The sequence below is a fragment of the Shewanella marisflavi genome, from assembly GCF_002215585.1.
GTDB classification, from domain to species: Bacteria; Pseudomonadota; Gammaproteobacteria; order Enterobacterales; family Shewanellaceae; genus Shewanella; species Shewanella marisflavi.
The window spans coordinates 974,838-996,561 of sequence record NZ_CP022272.1 but is presented as its reverse complement, the minus strand read 5'-3'; the positions used below and the strand labels follow the sequence as shown (position 1 = coordinate 996,561).

Here is a 21,724-nt window from a genome sequence, read left to right as displayed (position 1 = left end):
TTTCCTTACCTGTAACATGAAACCCACTATAGGGCGCGGATCACCCGCGCAGGGTTGCCACCGACAACTGTCTTAGGGGCCACATCTTTGGTCACCACGGCACCCGCGGCCACCACGGCTTCATCGCCTATAGTCACGCCAGGCAAAATGATCGCCCCGCCGCCAATCCATACCCGCTCGCCGATCAGAATCGGCTTTGCCGTCTCCCAGCCCTCACAGCGCCGATCGGCCTGCAGTGGATGACTCGCGGTGTAACACTGCACATTAGGGCCTATCATGGTTTGTCTCCCTATGGTGATAGCGGCGTTGTCTTGCAGGGTGACATTGACATTAATAAACACCTGCGGCGCAATATGCAGGTTTTCACCATAACTGATATAGAGGGGGAGCATGATCGCCGCCTCTGGATCGACATGGCACAGCAGGTCGCGATCCAACGCGACCCGGCGATTCATCTTTGCATTGGCCTGCTGGCGCTGTTGCCAAAGGCGCTGAAGATCGCCATCAAGGCAGTTGTACTCCAGTGAGCTAATCATCTTGTCAAATTCGGTTAACGGCTCCATCTGGCATTTGGCTCCTTGGCTGTCACTTGAGTTAAATGAAGGTTTTGCCATGCTAACACTTTTCCTTTACTGCCTGTGGCCTCATAATGTCGCCCCAAAGCAGAAACCTTAGAGTAATACAGTGCGTCTCGACAAATTTATCAGTGAATCCACCCCGCTCACCCGCTCCCTCGCCAAGAAGGCGCTACATCGCGGTGAGGTTAGCGTGGATGGCAAGATCATCAAAGATGGCAGCTTTAAGGTCAAGGAAACCGATAGCGTCTGTCTGGACGGCGAGCCTATCAGCCCAATCGGCCCGCGATTTATCATGCTGCACAAACCGCTTGATACCCTCTGCTCGACCATCGATGAGGTTTACCCCTCTGTGCTTAACCTCGTTGATCTGCCCCAAAAGGATGATCTGCATATCGCCGGACGCTTGGATGCCGATACCACAGGCCTAGTGTTGATCACCAGCGACGGCCAGTGGTCACACAGAGTCACCTCTCCAAAACGGGAATGTGGCAAAACCTATCTGGTACAGCTTGCCGACCCACTAAAAGAGGAGTGGGTAGAGGAGTTTGCCAAGGGGATTGCGCTGCGGAGCGAGGATGGCCTCACTAAACCGGCACAGTTAACGCTGTTGGATAGCCATCAGGCCAGACTCACCATCACCGAAGGCAAGTACCATCAAGTCAAGCGCATGTTTGCAGCCGTGGGGAACAAGGTCGTTGGATTACACCGCGAATCTATCGGCGAGATCGTATTGGATGACACCTTGGCACCGGGAGAGTGGCGTTATCTTACGCCAGCAGAAATCGCTTCGGTCAAATAACGCCAGTCCCGTCGGTCAAGTTTATTGACCGGCAATCACTGCCTTAATGCTATTGAGTAAGGCCCTGTCTGTGCGGGCCTTCTTTAGCTTTTTCACACTCTCTTTGAGCGAGGCATCTGAAAGGCGGGTAAAGATGTCATTGTATTCTTTCTCCTCTATCGCCTCATCACTGTCAGCCAGCTCGGCAATATCCTGAGCCACACGGCTCAACTGTAACCAGGCATTAGCGATATAAAAACCGTGAAACTCGGCCTGAGACAACAATCCCTTAGCGCTAGCTGGTAAAGCATCCCAGGCTTGGCCAAATTTTCCTTCTTCGTCGCTGAGCAGCTCATTAAACAGGTTAGCATAGGCCTCCATCAGGTTTGATGGGATCTTGTCCATAGGGATCACTGTATTGCACACATTCAGCGCGGCCTGCTCGGCAATGGCTTGGTACTCTTGACTCGGTTTACTCATAAAAAATGTCTCAATTAGATAGGGCCAACTGCGTAGTCCCTTCGCTCATCACCAGTGCTTAGGCACCGTCTGAAGCGCGGAAAAATAAAAGAAGACGTTATACCTTAGTCAGACCTAAAAGCAAAATGCTCACTTTGTTATATAAAAGTTAAAAATAAACGCATAAAAAATATACTTTTTACTGTCAATAAATTGCCAGCCGTATAATATAGTTACAAAAAAGGCATCTGTGCTAAGGTTAAATGGTCACATAGCAAGGTTGACAAGCTAAAGAAATGACAAGAAAAACAAAAACAAAATCCTGGTTAACCCTCTTGCTACTTTGGTTAGGTCTTTCACTCTACGGCTACAGTACTATTAGCCTGGCAGAGGAAGATGTAGCCGAAGAGGTGGACGCTGTTTTCGCCAAATTTGAACAGGGCGATTTTACAGATCAGCAGAAGATCAATGATGCGCTCGCCTTTCTCTCCGCCAACATCACCCCCGAAGATACCCAGCACTATCTAAAACTACAAACCGTGCTGTGCTGGAATAGTTTCGACATCTCTAAGCCGGAAGGGATCAAGAAAGCCATTGCCTTTGCCGATCTTAAATTACTGTCGGAAGGAATATCTGCCTCGGCAGAAGCCGCAACAGATTTAAGGCTATGTCGCGCCTTTATGTATCAGCTACTTGGTGAAGTAGAAGAGGCCATGGATGGGTACAACAAGGTTGTCGCCGAGGCTTACCTGATAGAATCTCCCAAATTGATCGCCGACTCACGCTCTCTTCGCGGCTCGATCTACTCCTTTCAGGGCAATTTTGCCCAGGCTTTGGAAGATCTCATCACGGCCCAAAACCTGTATGAATCGCTCAACCTACAACACTGGGCTATCTACAATCTCACTGAACTGGCCACCAGCTACCGCCGCTTCGGCGACCCACAAACCGCCATAAAATACTATAACAAGCTAGAAAAACAGTACGAAAAGACAGGTGATAAAGACGGTGCTTACTCCATCAAGACTGAGATAGGTTATGCCCTGGAGGAGCTGGGTGAATATGAGGCCGCACTTTCCAACCATAAAGCAGCCTACCAACATTGGCGAGATACCTTAGGTGAAGAGATCAGCGCCCATACTGCCGTCAATGTCGCCGGCATGCTGATTCAGCTCCACCGTCAAGCGGAAGCCAAACCCTATCTTGAATTGGCACAAAGGTTCATCACGCCTGAGATTGGTGCCAGCTACAGCTTTATGCGCCTCTATCAAGCGCAATCGGCCTTAAACGAAGGCCGTTATCAGGAGGCGCTAGACTATATCGATATGGCCAAGGAAAGCTTTCAGCAGATCAAAAATGCTCGCGGTCTGGAACAACTGCATATGGTGCACAGCCAGATCTTCGTCGCCGAGCAGAATTGGAAACAAGCCTATGAGGCGCTACTAAGTTATATTCAGACCCACAAGTCACTGGATGCCACCCTGCAGACTAATCGCACCACAGAGATGCGTACCCGCTTTAATACCGAGCAGATAGAACGTGAAAACCAACAGCTGATTGAACTGCAAAAGGTCAAAGAAAACGAGCTAATTATTCTGAAACAGAACAAATACTTGCAGCTGACTGTGATAGTGCTTGGCTGCATCATAATGATCATTCTTTCCATTGTCGCCTACAAGCAATCACAAAAGTCTAAGCTATTGTCGATTCTGGCCCTGACCGATCATCTGACCCAGCTCCCCAACCGACGATACACCTATTCCAAGGGGGAGAATTACTTCAAATCTAAAGATGAGGCCCATCAGCCGCTATCAATTATCCTGTTTGACGCCGACCACTTTAAGAAGGTCAATGATAAATATGGTCACGATATAGGTGACAAGGTACTGATCGCTCTGGCTAATATTAGTAACGGCTTGATGCGTAAGCAGGATCTGGTTGGCCGCGTCGGTGGCGAGGAGTTTTTGGTGCTCTTACCCGGCACGACAGCCGAGCAGGCCCTTAATATTGCTCAGCGCCTGGTGACCACGGTAGAGAGCAGCAACTTCGACGATATCTATATCAACTTCAAACTCACTATCAGTGCCGGTATTGCCAGTACAGATGGTGACAAGAGTTTTGAGCATCTACTCAAACGCGCCGATGATGCTCTTTACAAAGCCAAATCATCGGGTCGTAACTGCGCGATCTTAGACCAAGCCTAGCCCTTAATCCTGGCGTGAGATAAGCTCGATCTGCTGGGGGGCAGTGAAGCTGGGAAACCATTCCTGATAGAGACGCGCTAACTCACCCGATGCTTGCAGGCTAGACAAGGCGTCCAGCCAACGGTTCACCACCTCTGGCGAAGTGCCTTTAGAAAAAGCCAAATACAGATCGATCTGCGCCAGTTCAAATACCGGATACACCTCTTCTATCCCCATATTCACTTCCGCCAACAAGCGAGCCACCGCTAAGTCAGCCTGACACCAGAAACGTATTCTATCGTGCTTAAGTTGACGCGCCGATTGCTGTGGAAAACTGGCCACAGTCAGATGGTTGACCCCTTGCTCACTCAGCATAGACTCACCTAATGAGCCCCTATACACGCCAATACTCCCAAGCGCATCGAGCTCAGCCACTGAACCTGGGCTGAGTTCATCTGCCGTTTTCGCGTAGATAGAGATACGAGTGGTGGCGATAGGGCCGACAAAATCAAACAGCCTGTTGCGTTGCTGATTTTGAGAGGTCGCAAATAACAAGATATTGGGCTCACTATCTGCAATGGCATAGGCCCTCGCCCAGGGCAAGACTTCGATATTGGCCGGCTCCCCAAGCTTCTCGGCAAGCCGCTGCACCAGAGTGACGCCGTAGCCTTTGGGAACGCCATCCTCCTGATAGCTCATCGGCGCCCACTCCTCGGTCAGCATGCGCAGCGACGCCGCCGTACAGGGCAGCGACAAAATCAACAACGAAAAAAACCACAAGCTATGCTTAATCAAACGATTCCCCGAGAAAATGAGCGGCCCTAGAAAGATGCTAGCCCATGATGAGGTAAGCCACAGACCTTAGGTTCAACATAAATAGCCTAAGGTTAAAAAGCAATAGCGCGGCAAGAGAGCGGAGGTCTAGACGCTGTGGGATTTGTTCACTTGGCCAAAACTGTTATCATGGCGCCATCGCTCACCCTTAGTTACCACTAATGTCTCACCCCAGTTCGTTATCGCCCCAGGCATTGCAGCAACTCGCCCTTAAGATAAAACAGTGGGGTAAAGCGCTAGGTTTTGCCCAGATAGGCATCTGCGATACCGATCTCAGCGCAGAAGAGGCTAAGCTGCAGGCCTGGCTCGACAAGGGCTACCATGGTGAGATGAACTATATGGCCAGTCACGGCATGATGCGCGCCCGGCCCGCTGAGCTGCACCCTGGCACCACACGAGTGATCTCGGCTCGCATGGACTACCTGCCGCCAGAAGCGGGGTTTGCCACTCACCTGAAAGATCCTAATCTGGCCTACATCTCTCGCTATGCCGGTGGCCGTGATTACCACAAGATGATCCGTAACCGGCTAAAAAAGCTGGGCCAACAGATAGAGGCCGAGCTGACCAGCTTAGGTCTTGAGCGCCCCAACTATCGCCCTTTTGTCGATTCGGCCCCCATTTTGGAGCGACCTCTGGCCGACAAAGCCGGACTTGGCTGGACAGGTAAACATAGCCTGCTGCTTAATCATGAGGCAGGTAGCTGGTTTTTCCTGGGTGAGCTGTTAATCGATCTCCCCCTTCCGGTAGACATCCCAGTAAAGGCAGACTGCAACACCTGCGTGGCCTGCATCAAGTCTTGCCCAACTAACGCTATCGTCGAACCCTATGTGGTCGATGGCAGGCGCTGCATCTCCTACCTCACCATAGAACTTCAAGGAGCGATCCCTGAAGAGTTCAGGCCGCTGATGGGCAATCGTATCTACGGCTGTGACGACTGCCAGCTGGTCTGCCCGGTCAACAGTGAGGCGCCGCTTACCAATGAAAGCGACTTCCACACCCGGGATCCACTCAAATACCCACAGCTATTAACCCTCTTCGCCTGGAGTGAGGCGGAGTTTCTCAAGTTTACTGAGGGCAGCGCCATCCGCCGTATCGGCCACAAGCGCTGGCTTCGAAACATCGCCGTCGCCCTGGGTAATGCACCGACATCAAAGGAGATAGTCGCGGCGCTCGAGACTCGCAGAGACAGTGAAGAGGTCGATGAGATGGTGCGCGAACATATCGACTGGGCACTGGCTCGCCAGGCCAACGGTGGCGACCAGCCCAATCGTAAGACCCAGCGAGTGATCCGCGCGGTAGAAAAGGGACTGGCCCGAGATGCCTAGTCCCCAACAGATATTAGTCTAAGGTAAACCCCACCTTCACCGTCACCTGCCAATGGGCGATCAATCCAGCCTCAAGATGGCCGCGAGTCTCGACCACCTGAAACCAGCGCAGGTGGTGCAAGGACTGGCTAGCGGTTTCGATGGCATTTTTAATCGCCTCATCCGAGCTTATGGGTGAGGAACCGACGAGTTCGATGATCTTATAGGTATGACTCATGGTGGATCTCCTGTAGCAAATCGGTATCCCCTTGAGTATAGGAAAGCTTTTCATCTCCTGTGGCGCCATGCGCAAAATCACTACAGCATTAGATAGGCTTTAAGCGCTCAAGCAACCGATCGGCTACCCGAAAGGCATTGGCATAAATAGTAAACGTCGGTGTAACACTGCCGCCATTGGGCATAAAGGCACCATCGGTTACATACAGGTTGTCACAATCATGCACCCGGCAGTCTCTGTCGAGCACAGAGGTGCGTGGATCGTCACCGAAACGGCATCCGCCCGCCACTAAGTTTGAGGTCGGATCGCTAAACACATTCCCCCAGGCTTCATCGGCGCCCATCGCCTTCATCACCTCTACACCCCGATCGACTAAATACTGTGCCACCTTAAGATCATGGGGATGAAAACCGGCGCGCACCTTGGCCACAGGCTGCCCCCACTTGTCTTGCTCTTCATCGTCCAGAGTGACGTAACAATCATCATTGGTCAGCCAATCACAGAATACCTCAAATTTAAAATCCCGCGACTGGGTGAAATGCGCCTTGATCTTCTGCTTAAGCGGCGTGCCCCACAAGAGATTGCCCTCCTGCCACTTGAGTCCATTAGCCTCGCTGGTCGGCGAAGGAGGATCGAACACAAAATCTAAGGTACCGCCCTTCACCGGCTTATCGAACGCCGCTTTGTCATCAATCACATACCAATCCTGCAGGGCGCGGTTAAAGAAGGGGCCGCGCACCTTAAGCCCGGCCGCTGTCTCCGCTGCTAGCTTATCGAGCTTAAACACCCCATGACCAGTACCACCTGCGCAGCAGTGCAAGTTTTTGCCCACCTGACCAAAACGATTGCCTATCCCCTTGGGGTGTTTCTCGCCAGGGCTGGCCAGCAGCAAACGGACGCTCTCGATGGCATAGCAGGCCACCACGAATATCTTGGCCTGGATACGCTGGCTCTTGCTACTGGTATCGAAATAGTCGACCGAACTGACCCGTCCCTTGGCATCGCTATTAAGGCGATACACCTTGGCACGGGTAATAATGCGGCAATGGCCGCTGGCCACCGCGTCATTCAGCAGGGCTGCACGCGAGCTCCCCTTAGCCCCCGAGTGACAGCCATAACTGCCACAATAACCCGAGTATTCGCAGCTCATGCGTTGCTTAAAGGGCTTTGACAGAATGGCCCTCGCCATAGGCAAGGGGGTCAGTTTGAGCTGCTGACAGGCATTATCGAAACGGGCAGCGATGGGGTGCTCTAAGGTTGGAGGAAAAGGAAAGTCAGGCGTCGATCTCGGCTCTAGCTGTGGATGTTTTACTACTTTGCCGCTGACGCCGACAATCTGCTCCACCTTGGTGTAATAAGGCTCAAGCTCCTCATAACTGATGGGCCAGTCGACCGTGTTGGCACCAGGGATTGCAGGGAAGCTAGAAGCAAGACGAAAATCCGTTGGTTTGAGACGATGAAAATAGCCGCTCATAAAGTTAGAGGCACCGCCTACAATATTACCGCCCCAAAACTGCGCCGTGGTCTCGCGGCGCCAGCCACCCTCACCGTCGGGAAGCTCCAGCACATGACGCTCCTCATCGAACTGAGAGCGAAACACCCGGTGACGTGGCAACTGCTCATCTTTGACAAAATCCTGCTCGGTGTACCAATCGCCCTTCTCCAGCACGACCACATTAATCCCCGCCTTGGCTAGCTCATAAGCGATGGGCCCAGCGCCGGCGCCGCTGCCAACAATACATACCTCAAACGGCTCTTGCTCTTGTGTTTCACCCGCGCGCGCTAAACCCATAGCCAATCATCCTGTTCTGCAATGTTAAAAATCGAGATAGGTCTTACCCGGTACCGGACGTGGAAAACCAGGTTGATGCTCAAGCCAGCGCCAACCAATCTGATCGGGATTGCCGCCATAAACCGGGTCTAGGGTCAGTGCCTCAATCAGGTAGTAGAGCAGCAAGGAGAGCCAGTTTTCACCGGCGCGGCTCTTGGCGATACGTGCTAGCATCGCCTCCTGCTCATCCCAGCTCAGTACCAAAAAACTGCGTTTCAGCTCAGAATCGGTCAGGTCCTCTAACCAGGCAGCCCCCTGTAAAACAAACTGCCTATCGTCATCGGCGCGATTATCCGGATCTTCCATGGCCCACAAAAGATAGCTATAGGCATTGAGATCCTTGGCCGATGGACCATCACCATCATCGGGAAACAGATGCAATTGCACGCTCTCTATGATGGCGCGGTTGATCACGTCAAAATCTTGCGGCCGAGTGGCGAGTGAAAAGCCCTCATCATCCGCCCAGCTAAACTGGGGTTTCGCCGTTAACAAGAACGCCAGTGCGCCGCTACGGGCAAGAAACGCCCGCCGATCCAACCCGCTCTCATAGGCATACTCTGTTGCCATCTTCTTCCCTCGCCCTGTCACCTTGTTCTCCTTTAGCCTGCCCCCGGCTCTCGCTGCATCGCCAGTTATAAGACCTAAGTTGAAGCCAAATGGATTCAATTGAGTGTGAATTTTTCGGCGCGCCGGGTCAACACCCAGAGCGATCCCACAAAAACCGTCGCAGCGGCAATGAGTCACAAAAGCACCTAGACTAGAAGATAAACTTGCTCAACTGCGCTTTAAGGATCTCCCATGACAAAACCTGTCATCGCCGATAACAAACCTAAGAAAGTCGAGTTAACCAAAGGAAAGGAATACTATTTTTGCGTCTGTGGCCGCTCAAACAGTCAGCCCTTTTGCGATGGTTCCCACAAGGGTACGGGCCTGACCCCCAAAGCCTTTACCCCCGAGGACACTGGCGAAGCCTACCTGTGCGCCTGTAAACACACAGGCAACGCCCCATACTGCGATGGCACCCATAAGCAGTTTAATTCAGAGCAGGTGGGCAAAGAGGGTCCAGGCCGAGAGGCCATCGCCAAAGATGATGCTGATAAACCGCCCAAGGCCGCAGCGACAAAAGAGGAGCCCAGCGTCGAACTCATCCATCAACTGGCCAGAGAGGGACTGAAAAATCTCGGGCACCACGGCCCTATGGTCGCTATGGGGGTGCCCAGATATCAGCTCCCAAGCTGGGATGAGATTCAGATCATGACGGCCCAGATGGCCAGCAAGCCACTGTTTGAAGAAGAAGCGGTAGACACCGAGCTGATTATTGGGCCCGAGGCACGAAAGCCCCTGCGACTCAAGATCCCCCTATTGGTGTCAGACATGAGCTTCGGCGCACTTTCGCAGGAGGCAAAAGTTGCCCTGGCCAAGGGCGCCGAGCTGGCGGGCACAGGGATCTGCTCTGGTGAAGGTGGCATGCTGCCCGAGGAGCAGGCGGCCAATTCGCGCTACTTCTATGAGCTGGCCAGCGCCCAATTTGGCTATCAGGAAGCCTTGATGAGTAAGATACAGGCGTTTCACTTCAAGGGAGGACAAGGAGCCAAGACAGGCACAGGCGGTCACCTACCGGGCAGCAAGAATCAAGGCAAGATCGCCGAAATCCGCGGTATTCCCGCGGGTCAGGACGCCATCTCGCCACCCAGGTTCAAAGACCTCAACTCAGTGGCCGATTTTAAACGCTTCGCCGACAGGGTGCGGGAACTCAGCGGCGGCGTGCCTATCGGCTTTAAGCTGAGCGCCAATCATATCGAACGGGATATTCAGTTTGCCCTGGATGCCAGCGCCGACTACATCATACTCGATGGCCGAGGCGGCGGTACGGGCGCAGCGCCGCAGATTTTTCGCGATCACATCAGTGTACCCACCATCCCAGCCTTGGCGCGGGCCCGGCGTTATCTCGACCAGCAGGGCGCCAGTGGCCGGGTGACGCTCATCATCACAGGCGGGCTCAGATTGCCCATGGACTTTGTTAAGGCGATGGCACTAGGTGCCGACGGCGTCGCCCTGGCCAATAGTGCCATGCAGGCGATCGGCTGCGTGGCTGCCCGAATCTGTAATACCAATAACTGTCCCGCCGGTATCGCCACCCAAAACGCCGATCTGCGTCAGCGGCTCAATATCGACAAATCGGCCCAGCAACTGGCTAACTTTATGGCTGCCTCTGCCGAGCTGATGCAGGTGATGGCCAGAGCTTGTGGACACCATAAGCTAAACCAGTTCAACTTAGATGATCTGGCCACCTGGCACAGCGAGATGGCCAGGCTCTCCGGCATTCCCTACGCAGGCGTGACACAGATTTAAAGCCATAGGCAACACCTTCATAGCCCGCCTCCTCTACGAAGAGGCGGGCCAAGCCTCTTAAGCTCAAGACAAATCCATAACTAGTAAAGACTTGTTTAACAAGATAAAAAAGTGCACACTTGCCGCCGAAGCTCTTAGGGCAACCCATAGCCCAAGTTCAAAGCTCGTCTCATGTCAGCCATAGACAATGTGAAGGATCACAATGCAAACCGTTATTTTATTTATATTCTTAGCCCTGCTGTTCATTACCTTATTTTCGCTCTACATCACCTGGCGTAATAAACAACCAATCGAAGTCACCGGCGACCCCGAACAAGTGATTTTTCTCGCAAACCAGCTGCTGCACAGCGGTCGAGAAGCACAGGCTATCGATTACCTGGAACGAGCAGCGGCCATGGGAATGGCACATGCGGCGCAGTTCCTCGGTGAACTCTACAACCTCGAAAATACCCATCTGTTTGACCAGGCCAAGGCCAACGACTGGTTTCAAAAAGCTGCCGAACTCGATGAGCAATTTGCTCAGCTTCAGCGCCAGATGCTGAAATTTAATGTTCACCCCACCCTGGAAGCCAACAGCTCACAGCTGGAAACCATGTTGAAACCCGGTGCTGACCAGGGCAATAGCCAGCATCAGGCAGAACTTGGTAAGCTCTATCAGGAGAGTCCGCTACTCGATCCTGAGGGTATTCAGGCACTGCATTACCTGACCCAGGCCGCTGAGGCGGGAGAGGTTGAAGCAAAGTACGATCTCGCCAACCTCTGGCTCTCACCGCGCCATGGAGAGCCTGATCCCGCCAAGGCCCGAGCACTGCTACAAGAGATTATTGATAGCGATACCAACGCCAAGAGTCTGCTGGCGAGAATGCTACTTAGTGGTGAAGGCGGCCCTGCCGAGCCCCGTGAGGCCGAGCGTTTGATGCGCGAACTGGCCCAGGACAATGACTTTGCCCTCATCGAGCTGGCCCGCCTCTATCAGCAAGGCAAAGAGCTACCCCAGGATATCTCCAAGGCGGAGAAGTGTCTGCGACAAGCCATCGCCATGGATAATGACAGCGCTACCTACCACCTGTGCGAGCTGCTACTCAATCATAAACTTGACCGCGACAGCCACATTGAGGCGATCGCCCTGCTGACGCCTTTGGCCGAACAGTGGTGGACAGACGCCCTCTTCCTCCTGGGCAAGGCCCATGAAGATGGACTGGGCACCCGCCGCCATCTAGCAACGGCCCTATCTTACTATCGCTTAGCGGCCATCGATCCAGCCCCCTACCACTTGACGCGGGTTGAGGATTTAAGTACCAAGATGGGTGAATATGAGAAGGAACTGGCAGACAGCCTGTATCAGCGATTTCTGACCCAGCACCCGATAAGCCAATCTCAGCAGGCCAGCATAGACCTTACCCATGGGCTACGTCTGCTCCATGAAGATGATAGAGGGCGATGCCACCCGAGAGAAGCGATCCCATATCTGGAGCGCGCTGCACTCACAGGTGAAAACCTGGCGCTGGAACCTCTACATCAGGCCTGCGCTGAGCTGGGACAAAGGGTCGATGCCGCCATCTGGGCGCAGATAGCCTTAGAAGATAAGTTCTATTTTCTGCCCACCGGTGAGATGGAGATTAGCTTAGCCAGCCTCAAGCAAGGCTTTAGCGAGGCCGAGCAGGCACTGTTTGAGCAGCGACTCGATGAGCGACGAGCCGAGATCGCCGCGAACCTGAGTGCTGCTAGCAATAACACACGATAACCAAGATTCAAAAGACAAAGGGCGGCCAGAGATCTGGCCACCCACTTAATCTAAAGGCAAAGAGTCGCCAGAGTCATTATCCCAGGCGTCTTCTCAGCTCCTTAGTGGCCTTCACCATGTTTTGCAGTGCGGGCTCCACCTCATCCCAGGTGCGCGTCTTCAGTCCACAGTCGGGATTCACCCAAAGCTGTCCCACGGGGATCTTAGTCGCCGCCTTCTCAATTAAGCCCACCATCTCCTCGACGCTAGGTATATTTGGGCTGTGGATGTCATATACGCCGGGCCCTATCTCATTGGGATACTCGAAGTCTTCGAAGGCATTGAGCAGTTCCATGTGAGAGCGCGAGGTTTCTATAGTGATCACATCGGCGTCCATGGCGGCGATGGCATCTATGGTGGCGTTGAACTCGCTATAGCACATATGGGTATGGATCTGAGTCTCATCCTCCACGCCTGCCGCGCTGAGCTTAAAGGCGGCCACAGCCCAATCGAGATAGTGCTGCCACTCACTGGCCTTCAGTGGCAGGCCTTCACGAAAGGCAGGTTCATCTATCTGTATGATGCCTATACCTGCTGCCTGCAGATCGGTCACCTCATCACGAATTGCTAAGGCAAGCTGATTGGCGATCTCCTCGCGACCAATATCTTCCCGGGCAAAGGACCAGTGCAGTATGGTCACAGGGCCGGTCAACATGCCTTTCACCGGTCTGTCGGTCAGACTCTGGGCAAAGCTTGCCCACTGGAGCGTCATCGGCTGACGACGGGATACATCACCATAGATAAGCGGCGGCTTAACGCAGCGCGAGCCATAGCTCTGCACCCAGGCAAACTGGGTAAAGCCCACACCTTCGAGCTGCTCACCGAAATACTCCACCATGTCGTTACGCTCGGCCTCACCATGGACCAAGACATCGATCCCCAACTTAAGCTGACGGGCGATACTGTCACGAGTCACCGCCTCAAGCTGCGCAACATAGGCCTGTTCGGTCAACTCCCCCTTGCGCCAGCGGCTACGCAGGCCGCGAATAGCTGGCGTCTGCGGGAAGGAGCCGATTGTGGTAGTGGGCAGCAGCGGCAGACGAAAACGGGCCTGTTGCTTGAGGCGACGCTCGCCAAAATCGCTATGGCGCTCAAAATCCGCTGAGGTTAACGCCTTGAGTCTTGCCTGCACCTCAGTATTCGCCGCCTGTTCACGGGCCTGACGCCTCGCCTGACAACGCCCAGTTATCGCCTGCGCCTCATCGCTCTGTGGCGAGACCAGCAAGGTACCTAGCTGCGCCAATTCATCAAGCTTCTGCTTGGCAAAACTGAGTTGATTGGCAAGCTCGGGGGCCAACTCAGTTTCGCTCGTCAGATCCACAGGCACATGCAAAAGCGAACAGGAGGGCGCCAGCCAAACTCGCTCACCAAGATCCGCCACCACGCCACGCAGTCGCTCTGCCAAGATATCGAGATCCGCCGCCCACACGTTACGGCCATTGATCACCCCAAGGCTGAGTACCTGCTCAGGCCTAAGCGTTGCCGCAAAGGGGGTAAGCTGCTCAGGAGCGCTCACCAGATCCAGATGAAGTCCATCAACCTTGAGATCGCGAATCACCTCATGATGATGGGCCACTGAGCCGTAGTAGCTCGCCAGCAGCAGCTTAACGCCCTGACCACTGAGCTCTTTGTAAGTCGGCTGGAACGCCGCCAGCCACTCACCGTCAAGCTCCAGCGCCAAGATAGGCTCGTCGAGCTGTACCCAGCTCACCCCTTGGCCTGCGAAGCGCGTTAAGATGGCTTGATACACCTTAATCAGCTCAGGCAACAGGCTCAGCTTATCGAAAAGCTCACCTTCACACTTGGCAAGATAAAGATAACTGACAGGCCCCAGCAGCACAGGCTTTGGCTGATGACCCAGCGCTTTAGCCTCGTCCACCTCGTCGAACAGCTGCTCATAGGCGATCTCGAAGCTTTGGCCTGGCGTGAGCTCGGGCACTATGTAGTGATAGTTAGTGTTGAAATACTTTTTCATCTGGGCGGCGCGGCTCGCCTCTCCCGTTGGAGCACGGCCACGGGCCACGCGAAACAGAGTGTCGAGATCCACCTGCTCGCCACTGCGATGGCGGGTCGGGATAGCGTTAATGGTGGCGCTCAGGGTGAGTACCTGATCGTAGAAGGCAAAATCCCCAACAGGCACCTGGCTTACCCCAGACTCTTGCTGCCACTGCCAGTGTGTTTGACGCAGCTCGCGGGCGACCGATTGCAGCTGAGCCTGATCTATCTCTTCGCGCCAATACTTTTCCAGGGCAAATTTAAGTTCCCGTTGACGGCCGATACGGGGAAAGCCTAATGAAGCAATATCTAGAGTTTGCATATTGTATACCTTTTGCATTAAGATGAGCGAAATTCATGGTTAGCGCCCTTCGCTGTCATCGCAATCCAGGTGTGATAACTGAAATTGCACAACAAACATAAACAGGCGTCTGGACGTCTAGAAGTTTATTGTGCTAGTCTGTTGTCTCGCAATCGAATTGATTTCACGAGCAACATGAGCCAAATTCATGTGAGGTAAAAAATGATAGAGCTTAGGCATTTACGTACATTGGTCGCCCTGAAAGAGAGCGGCAGTCTCGCGGGCGCAGCCAAGAAGCGCTTTGTCACCCAGTCAGCCTTATCCCACCAGATCAAGGAATTGGAGACCCGCATCAACTCGGCAATATTCGTGCGTAAGAGCAAACCCCTCTCTTTTACTCAGGAGGGAGCTCGCCTACTCAATCTGGCCGAAGAGATCTTACCTAAGGTGATAGAAACTGAGATCGATCTGAAAAACGGTCTGGGCGGCGAGGTGAAAGATCTCTTTGTGGGCATAGAGTGTCACAGCTGCTTTCGCTGGCTGATGCCGGTGATCGAGCAGTTTAATGCCAGCTTTCCCCACACTAACCTTGAGTTATCGAGCCGTCATCTATTCGATTCGCTGACTGCGCTCAAGCAGGGGCAACTGGATGTGGTGCTCACTTCAGATCCTATCCCTGATCATGATATCGCCTACCAGCACCTGTTCGATTTCGAGGTCAAACTCCTGGTCGCCAAAGACCATCCGCTGGCCGATGCGCCCTATGTCACGCCAGCAGAGCTTAGCGAGCAGACACTGCTCACCTACCCAGTTCCATTAGACAGACTGGATATCTATCGCCACTTCATGGAGCCAGCAGGCGTACCGGTCGCCAAGCAGATCCGCTGCGATCTTACCGCCATGTTGCTGCAACGCATCGCCTGTAAGGATGGCGTCGCTGCCCTGCCGAGTTGGTCCATCAATGAGGCACATGGTCTGTCGCTCAAGGCAGTAAAACTGGGCCCTGAAGGGCTAAAACGCCCTCTGTTCGGCGCCTATCGCAGTAATGGCAGCAGCGCGCGTCTCGCCCAGCAGTGGCTGAATTTGGTGACCTCTGAGGGGCTGGAACGTCAGGGGCACTGAGCCGAGTATACAAGCAGTGAGCCTAGAGGTAGACTGGCGTTATCGCTCGAGAAACACTAAAGGATTAGTATGAAACTTGTAGCACTTTTTGTTCAAGCCTGTCTCTGGTTTGGTATCGTCTTATCCCCTTCCTTATTAGGTCTGCTTAGCGGCGGCCTATTTAGCATGCAACAGTCGCCGTCTAGCCTAACCGCGCCACTTTTAGGCTTAGCCATGGGGGCGCTTTTGGGCATCATCTGGGCCGAATATATTCGCAAAGTCCATGGTCTCAGCCAATTCTTTGGCCGTCTGGTGGCGACACCCGATATTGACGGCCGCTCAACCGACAAGCTGTAACCGGTAAGCAAGAAAGCCCGAACTCAAGCTTTCAAACTCTAGACACAAAAAAACCTGCACTTGGCAGGTTTTCTTTTAGCTGGTCAAAACGCCTATAGCGGGTTGAGCAGCTGATTTCGCATAGAGAGCACCCGGCGTAGCACCAAACCTGGCGAATTTGGATTGCGGGTCTGACGCAGGTTATGGGCGATCATAAACTCTTCCCTTAACTCCTCGTCAAGGCCAAGAGACTCAAACGCCTCCAGAGTCAGGGTCTGCTTCTGATTATCGATCAATGATTTAATGATAGAGAGCGGGAATGACTGCTCCGACTCGGCGTTCAGATAGGCAAAGGCAGTCAGGGCGATTATCTCGCCAAACACGCTAAACAGCGCCAGGGTCTGCACCTCATCCGGACTGATGTCGACTCCTTCCATATGATGCAGGCTATCGACGGCATCGGTAGCAATACTCTCGGTCAGCGCCCAGTAACCATAGACCAACTTCTTATAGGGCTGCGGCAACTCGTCCAAACGCTCCTTCAGATAGAAGGTAAAGGCGTAACGATAGATATTGACCTGACCTAAACGCACCAAGGCATCTTTTAACGAACGGTTTTTCGATGAGACGATACCACCAGCGTTAGCCGCTGAATTGCTGCGCCACAGCAGATGTGCCGCTAAGGCGGGATCAGAGGAGACAATGTCAATCACATTTCGGATATCGCCATCGGCAATAATGGCTTTTTTCAACGGGATAAGAATGCCCCGTCGTCCGATGACCTGTTCTTCATTGGCAATAATTGCGCGTACTTGAGTGAATACCTGATGCTCAAGATCTGTCATGAGAAGTTATTAACCTGATTTATTATTGGCACGGCGCCATTTGTTATCCGAGAATTTACCCATAAAAAGCCCATCTGGGTCAAGTCGATTTGGGGTAAAAACGGACATTAACCTAAATAAATTCATCTTGCCACTCGCGCTTGCCCGTTGGGCCAGGCTAAACGACAAATTTCTGCCACTTAACAAGCAAGTGACACCCTGTATCTCTGGGCTGTTCGCACCGTTTTCGGTTATAGGGCACCGGCCTGTTGCAGACGCTGATATAGGTGCTCGGCGAGTCGGCGATAGCCTTCGTCGTTAAGGTGAATAGCATCAGATTTTACTTCTGGTAATTTTAGCAGCTCTGTCAAAAAATCCTCAATAAATAGCAGCTGATATTGCTCAGCCAACACTTTATACAGGGGCGCCGTTTCCAGCCATAGGCTCTTCTTAGGTACACCAACCAGCACTACAGGGATATTGCGCTGACGCGCTAGGCTCAACATGGCGTCGAGATTGGCGGCCACCTGCTGCTCGCTGACGTTACGTAAAAAATCGTTGCCCCCTTCTAGGAGTATCACAAGATCCGGGGTTGTCTCATCCAGCACGCGGGCAAAACGTAACCGACCTTGGGCTGTGGTCTCCCCCGAAATCCCGGCATTGATCACCTCGCGACCAGTCAGCTTACTCAACTGACTGGGATAATCCAGCTCGCGACTGGCACCAACCCCTTGGGTCAAACTATCGCCAAAAGCGAGTATCTTGGCATCGAGTGGCAGTGGCGATAATGACGGTCCACGCTCAGGCCACAGCCAGACAACCAACAACAGAACCACGGGCAACAACAACCATTTCAACTTCAATCTTTTAGCTCCCTTATCACTCATATGCCATCCATGATGAACAGCTGGTAATAAAAAAGCCAGTCAGATCTGACTGGCTCTCCTAAACAAGGCAGGCTTAGAAACGATAGCTGGCGGTCAGACGCAGCGAGCGGCCAGTACCAGGGTAAAAACCACTTCCCCAAGTGCTGAAATAGCCGGAGCTGACATACTCCTCATCCAACAGGTTATCCACTCTCAGGCTAGCCAGCCAAGCATCGCGGGAATAATTCACCGAGATGTTCGCCAAGGTATAGGCATCGAGCTTATCCCCTTGATTGGCATTGTCACCCTCCATATAGCGCTCGCCCGTGTAGACCGCCTCGACGAATAGCTGTAGATGCGCATAAACATCAAAACTGACATAACCACGGCCGCTGTTTTTGGCCACCCAAGAGAGCGCTTTGCCCTCATTGGCGCCTTCGGTAAATTCGGCGTCTATGTAGTTATACTCAAGCCCAAGCTGCACCGCTTTGCTCACCTGCCAGTCCCAATCGACACTTGCCCCATAACGGCGCGAAGCATCGGCATTAACATTGGCACCCGGGAAACTGCCACCAATCGGCGTCTCGGCGCTCGGGTCGAAGACGATCTCATCTTCCAGATCCAGGCGGTAAGCACTCAGACGCAGCGTGTTATGTTCAAGCAGCAGATCCCAGCCCGCTTCATAGGAACGACCCGTCTGTGGCTTGAGTCCCTGAATGCTGGCCGGGGTATAGGCCTGCTCATCCACCTTGGCAAAGCGGAAGTTATCATCGGCGCGCAGATACAAGCGCTGCTGCTGGTTAGGGCGATAGTTGATGCCAAGCTCGAAGGCATGGGCATCCTGATCGAGATCGATCCCATTTGGATAGGCTTTGCCGTCAACCAGCTCATCGGTCACCTCGGCGTAACGTCCACCCACCACATAGCTGAAGGTATCAGTCAGCGGCACTGTCGCCTGCAAGTAGGCGCTCGCCAGCTTCTGCACATTACTGCGGCCATTACTAAATACCGACTCTCCTCGGCTCAGATCTAAGCCGGTCACCAGCTTGAGCTCGCCATTATCCGTCTTGATATTGGCCACAGCTTTAGGTTTAAACTCCAGCAAGGAGCGGGTATCGCGGCGGTTAGTCGCCCAAGTGCTGAGCCCGGTTATCAGGGTGTCACTATAATTAAGATCCGCGCCCAGTGACCAAGCCTCGTTAAGCTGGCGCTGATAGCCGGTGCGGGCCGCCGTGGTCATTTCGTGCAGATAGGCATCGACAAACAGATCGCCCGCCTGCCTGGGGTCTTCTTTAATCTGCGCTTCGGTAAGCGCGGGAGCTAACTCGCGACGGTTGTCGTAATGACTCGCCTCGGCGAAGAACTGCTGCGCCGCATCGTCATATTGCAGGCGTCCCAGCACAGAGCTGGTCTCGCTGGCATTGTGCTTGCGGTAGTTATCACTCTTAAGGTAATTGGCCGCGCCATAGAGACGCCAGTTGTCATTGATGGCTACCGAGCCATCGGCCTTAGCTTCATAAGTATCGAAGCTACCGCCCGAGACCTGCACGCTACCACCGTTATCTTTAGGCGCCTTAGTGACGATATTGATCACCCCGCCGACCGCCTGATCGCCATAGAGCACACCGGCACTGCCTGAGAGGATCTCGACTCGCTCTACCTGATTGAGACCAATAGCATTGATGCTGGGGGCAGCGATATCGATATTATTGAGACGGCGGCCATCGATAAGAATCAAGGTGTTGTTGGCAGCCTGACCGGCACCGAAACCGCGCATGGCAAAGACCGCGCCCGAATTTGAGTCTGAAACTTGAATACCGCTCTGTCCACGCAGCAAGTCGGTGAGATTGGTGGCGCCGCTGAGCTCAATGGCGGCTGCATCAATCACATTGACGTTGGCCGCAATATTAATAGGGGTGTTTTCACTGCGGCCAATAACTGTGATGGTCTCATCCACAGGCCCAGGGGTGCCTGAGTTTGCCGCCATAGCAGGCATACTGCCAGCCAAACATGCGCCAAGTAGTAACGCGATTTTACTAGGTTGTGTACCCATTTCCTTTAACTCCTAAAAGGGAAACAGGGCAAGGTGTCACGACTGGGCGCAGTCCATAAAACCGCCAGGGTCGCATTTTGAGATCTGCCCACCGAAATCTCAAAATCACCTTAAGGGCCGGTCTCCGGACTGAGGCTAAGTCTAAACAAGCTGTTTAAACGACGAGCAAGGATTGTTAACGCACTAGCGCATCCAGCTCTCACCTTTCACCGTTGCGGGGGCAGTGCCAGATTTTCACTGGCTTCCCGATTATCCCTTGCGCCATTTTGGCCAGGGCACCACATAAGGTTGACTAAATTTGGTTGCTCTGTGTCGACCTAAACGCGCAAGCTGACCGACTCACGACAACGCAGGTATGTCGCCAACAAGATAGATGACAAAGCGCGGGCATTATAGACGTCTACACGTATAAATGTCTAATATCACTGCATCTGACTCTCTAACCCGGATTTGACCACCTTACCCCCTTTCATCACAAAGCCAACATCCAGCAGGGCCGAGATATCTTCGAGGGGATTTCCCTGGGTCGCAATAATGTCAGCCTGCTTGCCTACCGCCAGGGTACCCAAGCTATCTGACATATTGATAAGCGCGGCGCCGTTTATGGTGGCCGAGATCAACACATCCTGATTACTCATGCCCGCCTGACTCATCAGCACCGCCTCGCGGGCATTAATGCCGTGAGCCGACACACCGCTGTCTGTACCATAGGCAATCTTAACGCCCGCCTTATAGGCGCGGGTAAAGTTGGCTGTCATATCGGCGCCCACCCGGGTCGCTTTTTGCTTTATCGCTGACGACATAAAGTTGGACTCTTCGGCCATATGCACCACGGTATCGCCAGCCAACAAGGTAGGAACTAAGAAGGCACCATTTCTCTTCAGTAGCTTAATGCTTTCCTTATCGGCATAGCTACCATGTTCTATGCTATCGACCCCGGCGCGCAAAGCGGCATTGATCCCTTCAGTTGCATGGGCATGGCTGGCCACCTTGCGTCCTAGGGCATGGGCTGTCTCGACAATCTCTTTAATCTCATCGTCATTCATCTGCAGCCCGGTGCCGGTGTTGGTGTCAGACAAGACGCCGCCGGTGGAGGTGATTTTGATAACATCGGCGCCAAACTTGATGGCACGTCGGGTAGCACGGCGGCAATCATAAGGACCATCACAAATCGTCTTAGTGGTAAACTTATCCAAGAGATCCGGGCTCATACCATCCACATCACCATGTCCGCCTGTCACCGACACTCCACCCGAGGCGATAATACGCGGCCCATCAAGCCAGCCCTTATCGATCGCATCACGCAGGGCATAGATCTGCTCAGGCTTAGCACCAAGATCCCGCACCGTCGTAAAGCCCGCCATCAGCGTCTTCTTAGCAAAATAGGCACTCTGCATCGCCACATCGGCATCAGACATACGCAGTCGCTGACTGTCATTATTGGGCCCAAGTTCGCCTTGTAGATGCACATGCATATCCATCAGGCCAGGCATTACAAAAGCCTGCTTCAAATCGACATAGTGTGCGCCTGGGGCAATAGTCTCGACACTCTGATACCCAGCGGCCACTTGGCTTATCTTGCCGTCGGTGATCACTAAGGTTTGCTCAGAAGCAGGCTTGGCAGCGGGGTCGGCCAGTAAAATACCGGCATGGATCACTGTGACCTCCGCTGCGCTAAGGGAGTGAGATAGAAAGATCGCCGTCATGGCGGCAAGGGGAAGCAGCTTATTATTTTTCATTATGACCCGTTTATCATCTCTGGACTAAAATATGCTCACCGGCGGTTAACAGACACAGCGAATCACTGGCTAACCGTTCAGGCGAACGCTTAAACCTCAATAACATGACAACAAATTGTTGTAAAAACAACCAGAAAAGAAACCCTGGTAAACCAGGGTTATCGGGAAT

18 protein-coding genes and 1 riboswitch are annotated in these 21,724 nt (G+C 53.3%); of the genes, 7 read left to right on the top strand and 11 right to left on the bottom strand.

The features are described 5' to 3' along the window. Positions 1-26: 26 nt before the first annotated feature. Complete coding sequence (locus tag CFF01_RS04405; RefSeq protein ID WP_232479506.1) at positions 27-614, bottom strand: sugar O-acetyltransferase; 588 nt, start codon at positions 612-614, stop codon at positions 27-29. A 70-nt stretch (positions 615-684) separates the two neighbouring features. On the opposite strand from CFF01_RS04405, the gene rsuA reads away from it, so the two are divergent. Further along, positions 685-1,377, top strand: a complete 693-nt coding sequence (gene rsuA, locus CFF01_RS04400; protein WP_033540634.1) for a 16S rRNA pseudouridine(516) synthase RsuA — start codon at positions 685-687, stop codon at positions 1,375-1,377. Positions 1,378-1,398: 21 nt separating this feature from the next. Here rsuA and CFF01_RS04395 read toward each other — a convergent pair whose 3' ends face one another. Then, positions 1,399-1,836 carry a DUF3069 domain-containing protein gene (locus CFF01_RS04395; protein ID WP_033540633.1) on the bottom strand — a complete coding sequence of 146 codons (438 nt, stop codon included), beginning with the start codon at positions 1,834-1,836 and terminating at the stop codon, positions 1,399-1,401. A gap of 275 nt (positions 1,837-2,111) precedes the next feature. Between CFF01_RS04395 and CFF01_RS04390 the strand changes: the two genes are divergently transcribed. Then, positions 2,112-4,019, top strand: a complete 1,908-nt coding sequence (locus CFF01_RS04390; protein ID WP_088904002.1) for a tetratricopeptide repeat-containing diguanylate cyclase — start codon at positions 2,112-2,114, stop codon at positions 4,017-4,019. A 3-nt stretch (positions 4,020-4,022) separates the two neighbouring features. On the opposite strand, the gene CFF01_RS04385 is transcribed toward CFF01_RS04390, so the two are convergent. Beyond that, positions 4,023-4,793 (bottom strand): substrate-binding periplasmic protein, encoded by a 771-nt coding sequence (locus tag CFF01_RS04385; RefSeq protein ID WP_232479505.1) that lies wholly within the window; start codon positions 4,791-4,793, stop codon positions 4,023-4,025. A gap of 200 nt (positions 4,794-4,993) precedes the next feature. Here CFF01_RS04385 and queG point away from each other — a divergent pair, with 200 nt between their 5' ends. Then, positions 4,994-6,157 carry a tRNA epoxyqueuosine(34) reductase QueG gene (queG, locus tag CFF01_RS04380; RefSeq protein WP_088904000.1) on the top strand — a complete coding sequence of 388 codons (1,164 nt, stop codon included), beginning with the start codon at positions 4,994-4,996 and terminating at the stop codon, positions 6,155-6,157. 13 nt (positions 6,158-6,170) lie between these two features. Here the strand turns inward: queG and CFF01_RS04375 are convergent, their stop codons facing one another. The 3 genes from CFF01_RS04375 to CFF01_RS04365 all read right to left on the bottom strand — a co-directional run bounded on the left by CFF01_RS04375 (position 6,171) and on the right by CFF01_RS04365 (position 8,772). Continuing rightward, a complete protein-coding gene (locus CFF01_RS04375) occupies positions 6,171-6,374 on the bottom strand; it encodes a dodecin (protein WP_033539648.1) in 204 nt (67 codons plus the stop codon). Positions 6,375-6,462: 88 nt separating this feature from the next. Beyond that, positions 6,463-8,166, bottom strand: a complete 1,704-nt coding sequence (locus CFF01_RS04370; protein WP_088903999.1) for a GMC family oxidoreductase — start codon at positions 8,164-8,166, stop codon at positions 6,463-6,465. A 24-nt stretch (positions 8,167-8,190) separates the two neighbouring features. After that, on the bottom strand, positions 8,191-8,772 hold the full coding sequence (locus tag CFF01_RS04365; protein WP_088903998.1) for a gluconate 2-dehydrogenase subunit 3 family protein: 582 nt from the start codon (positions 8,770-8,772) through the stop codon (positions 8,191-8,193). 231 nt (positions 8,773-9,003) lie between these two features. On the opposite strand from CFF01_RS04365, the gene CFF01_RS04360 reads away from it, so the two are divergent. Both CFF01_RS04360 and CFF01_RS04355 read left to right on the top strand, forming a co-directional pair. Further along, on the top strand, positions 9,004-10,557 hold the full coding sequence (locus tag CFF01_RS04360; protein WP_088903997.1) for a glutamate synthase-related protein: 1,554 nt from the start codon (positions 9,004-9,006) through the stop codon (positions 10,555-10,557). 202 nt (positions 10,558-10,759) lie between these two features. Beyond that, the gene (locus CFF01_RS04355) at positions 10,760-12,301 is read left to right on the top strand and encodes a tetratricopeptide repeat protein (protein ID WP_088903996.1); all 1,542 of its coding nucleotides are present in this window, start codon (positions 10,760-10,762) and stop codon (positions 12,299-12,301) included. Positions 12,302-12,377: 76 nt separating this feature from the next. Here CFF01_RS04355 and metE read toward each other — a convergent pair whose 3' ends face one another. Then, positions 12,378-14,657, bottom strand: coding sequence for a 5-methyltetrahydropteroyltriglutamate--homocysteine S-methyltransferase (gene metE / locus CFF01_RS04350; protein WP_088903995.1), 2,280 nt, complete (start codon positions 14,655-14,657; stop codon positions 12,378-12,380). A gap of 201 nt (positions 14,658-14,858) precedes the next feature. Between metE and CFF01_RS04345 the strand changes: the two genes are divergently transcribed. Continuing rightward, a complete protein-coding gene (locus tag CFF01_RS04345) occupies positions 14,859-15,758 on the top strand; it encodes a LysR family transcriptional regulator (protein WP_088903994.1) in 900 nt (299 codons plus the stop codon). A gap of 69 nt (positions 15,759-15,827) precedes the next feature. Then, positions 15,828-16,094 carry a hypothetical protein gene (locus CFF01_RS04340; protein ID WP_088903993.1) on the top strand — a complete coding sequence of 89 codons (267 nt, stop codon included), beginning with the start codon at positions 15,828-15,830 and terminating at the stop codon, positions 16,092-16,094. Positions 16,095-16,186: 92 nt separating this feature from the next. Here the strand turns inward: CFF01_RS04340 and CFF01_RS04335 are convergent, their stop codons facing one another. The 4 genes from CFF01_RS04335 to CFF01_RS04320 form a co-directional block, all read right to left on the bottom strand. Continuing rightward, a complete protein-coding gene (locus CFF01_RS04335; protein WP_033539653.1) occupies positions 16,187-16,918 on the bottom strand; it encodes an HDOD domain-containing protein in 732 nt (243 codons plus the stop codon). Between the two features lie 230 nt (positions 16,919-17,148). Beyond that, on the bottom strand, positions 17,149-17,760 hold the full coding sequence (locus tag CFF01_RS04330) for an arylesterase (protein WP_088905874.1): 612 nt from the start codon (positions 17,758-17,760) through the stop codon (positions 17,149-17,151). Positions 17,761-17,857: 97 nt separating this feature from the next. After that, positions 17,858-19,816 (bottom strand): TonB-dependent receptor, encoded by a 1,959-nt coding sequence (locus tag CFF01_RS04325; RefSeq protein ID WP_088903992.1) that lies wholly within the window; start codon positions 19,814-19,816, stop codon positions 17,858-17,860. A gap of 98 nt (positions 19,817-19,914) precedes the next feature. Then, positions 19,915-20,115: riboswitch (cobalamin riboswitch) on the bottom strand. A gap of 123 nt (positions 20,116-20,238) precedes the next feature. Beyond that, a complete protein-coding gene (locus CFF01_RS04320; RefSeq protein ID WP_088903991.1) occupies positions 20,239-21,555 on the bottom strand; it encodes a metal-dependent hydrolase family protein in 1,317 nt (438 codons plus the stop codon). Between the last annotated feature and the right edge of the window lie 169 nt (positions 21,556-21,724).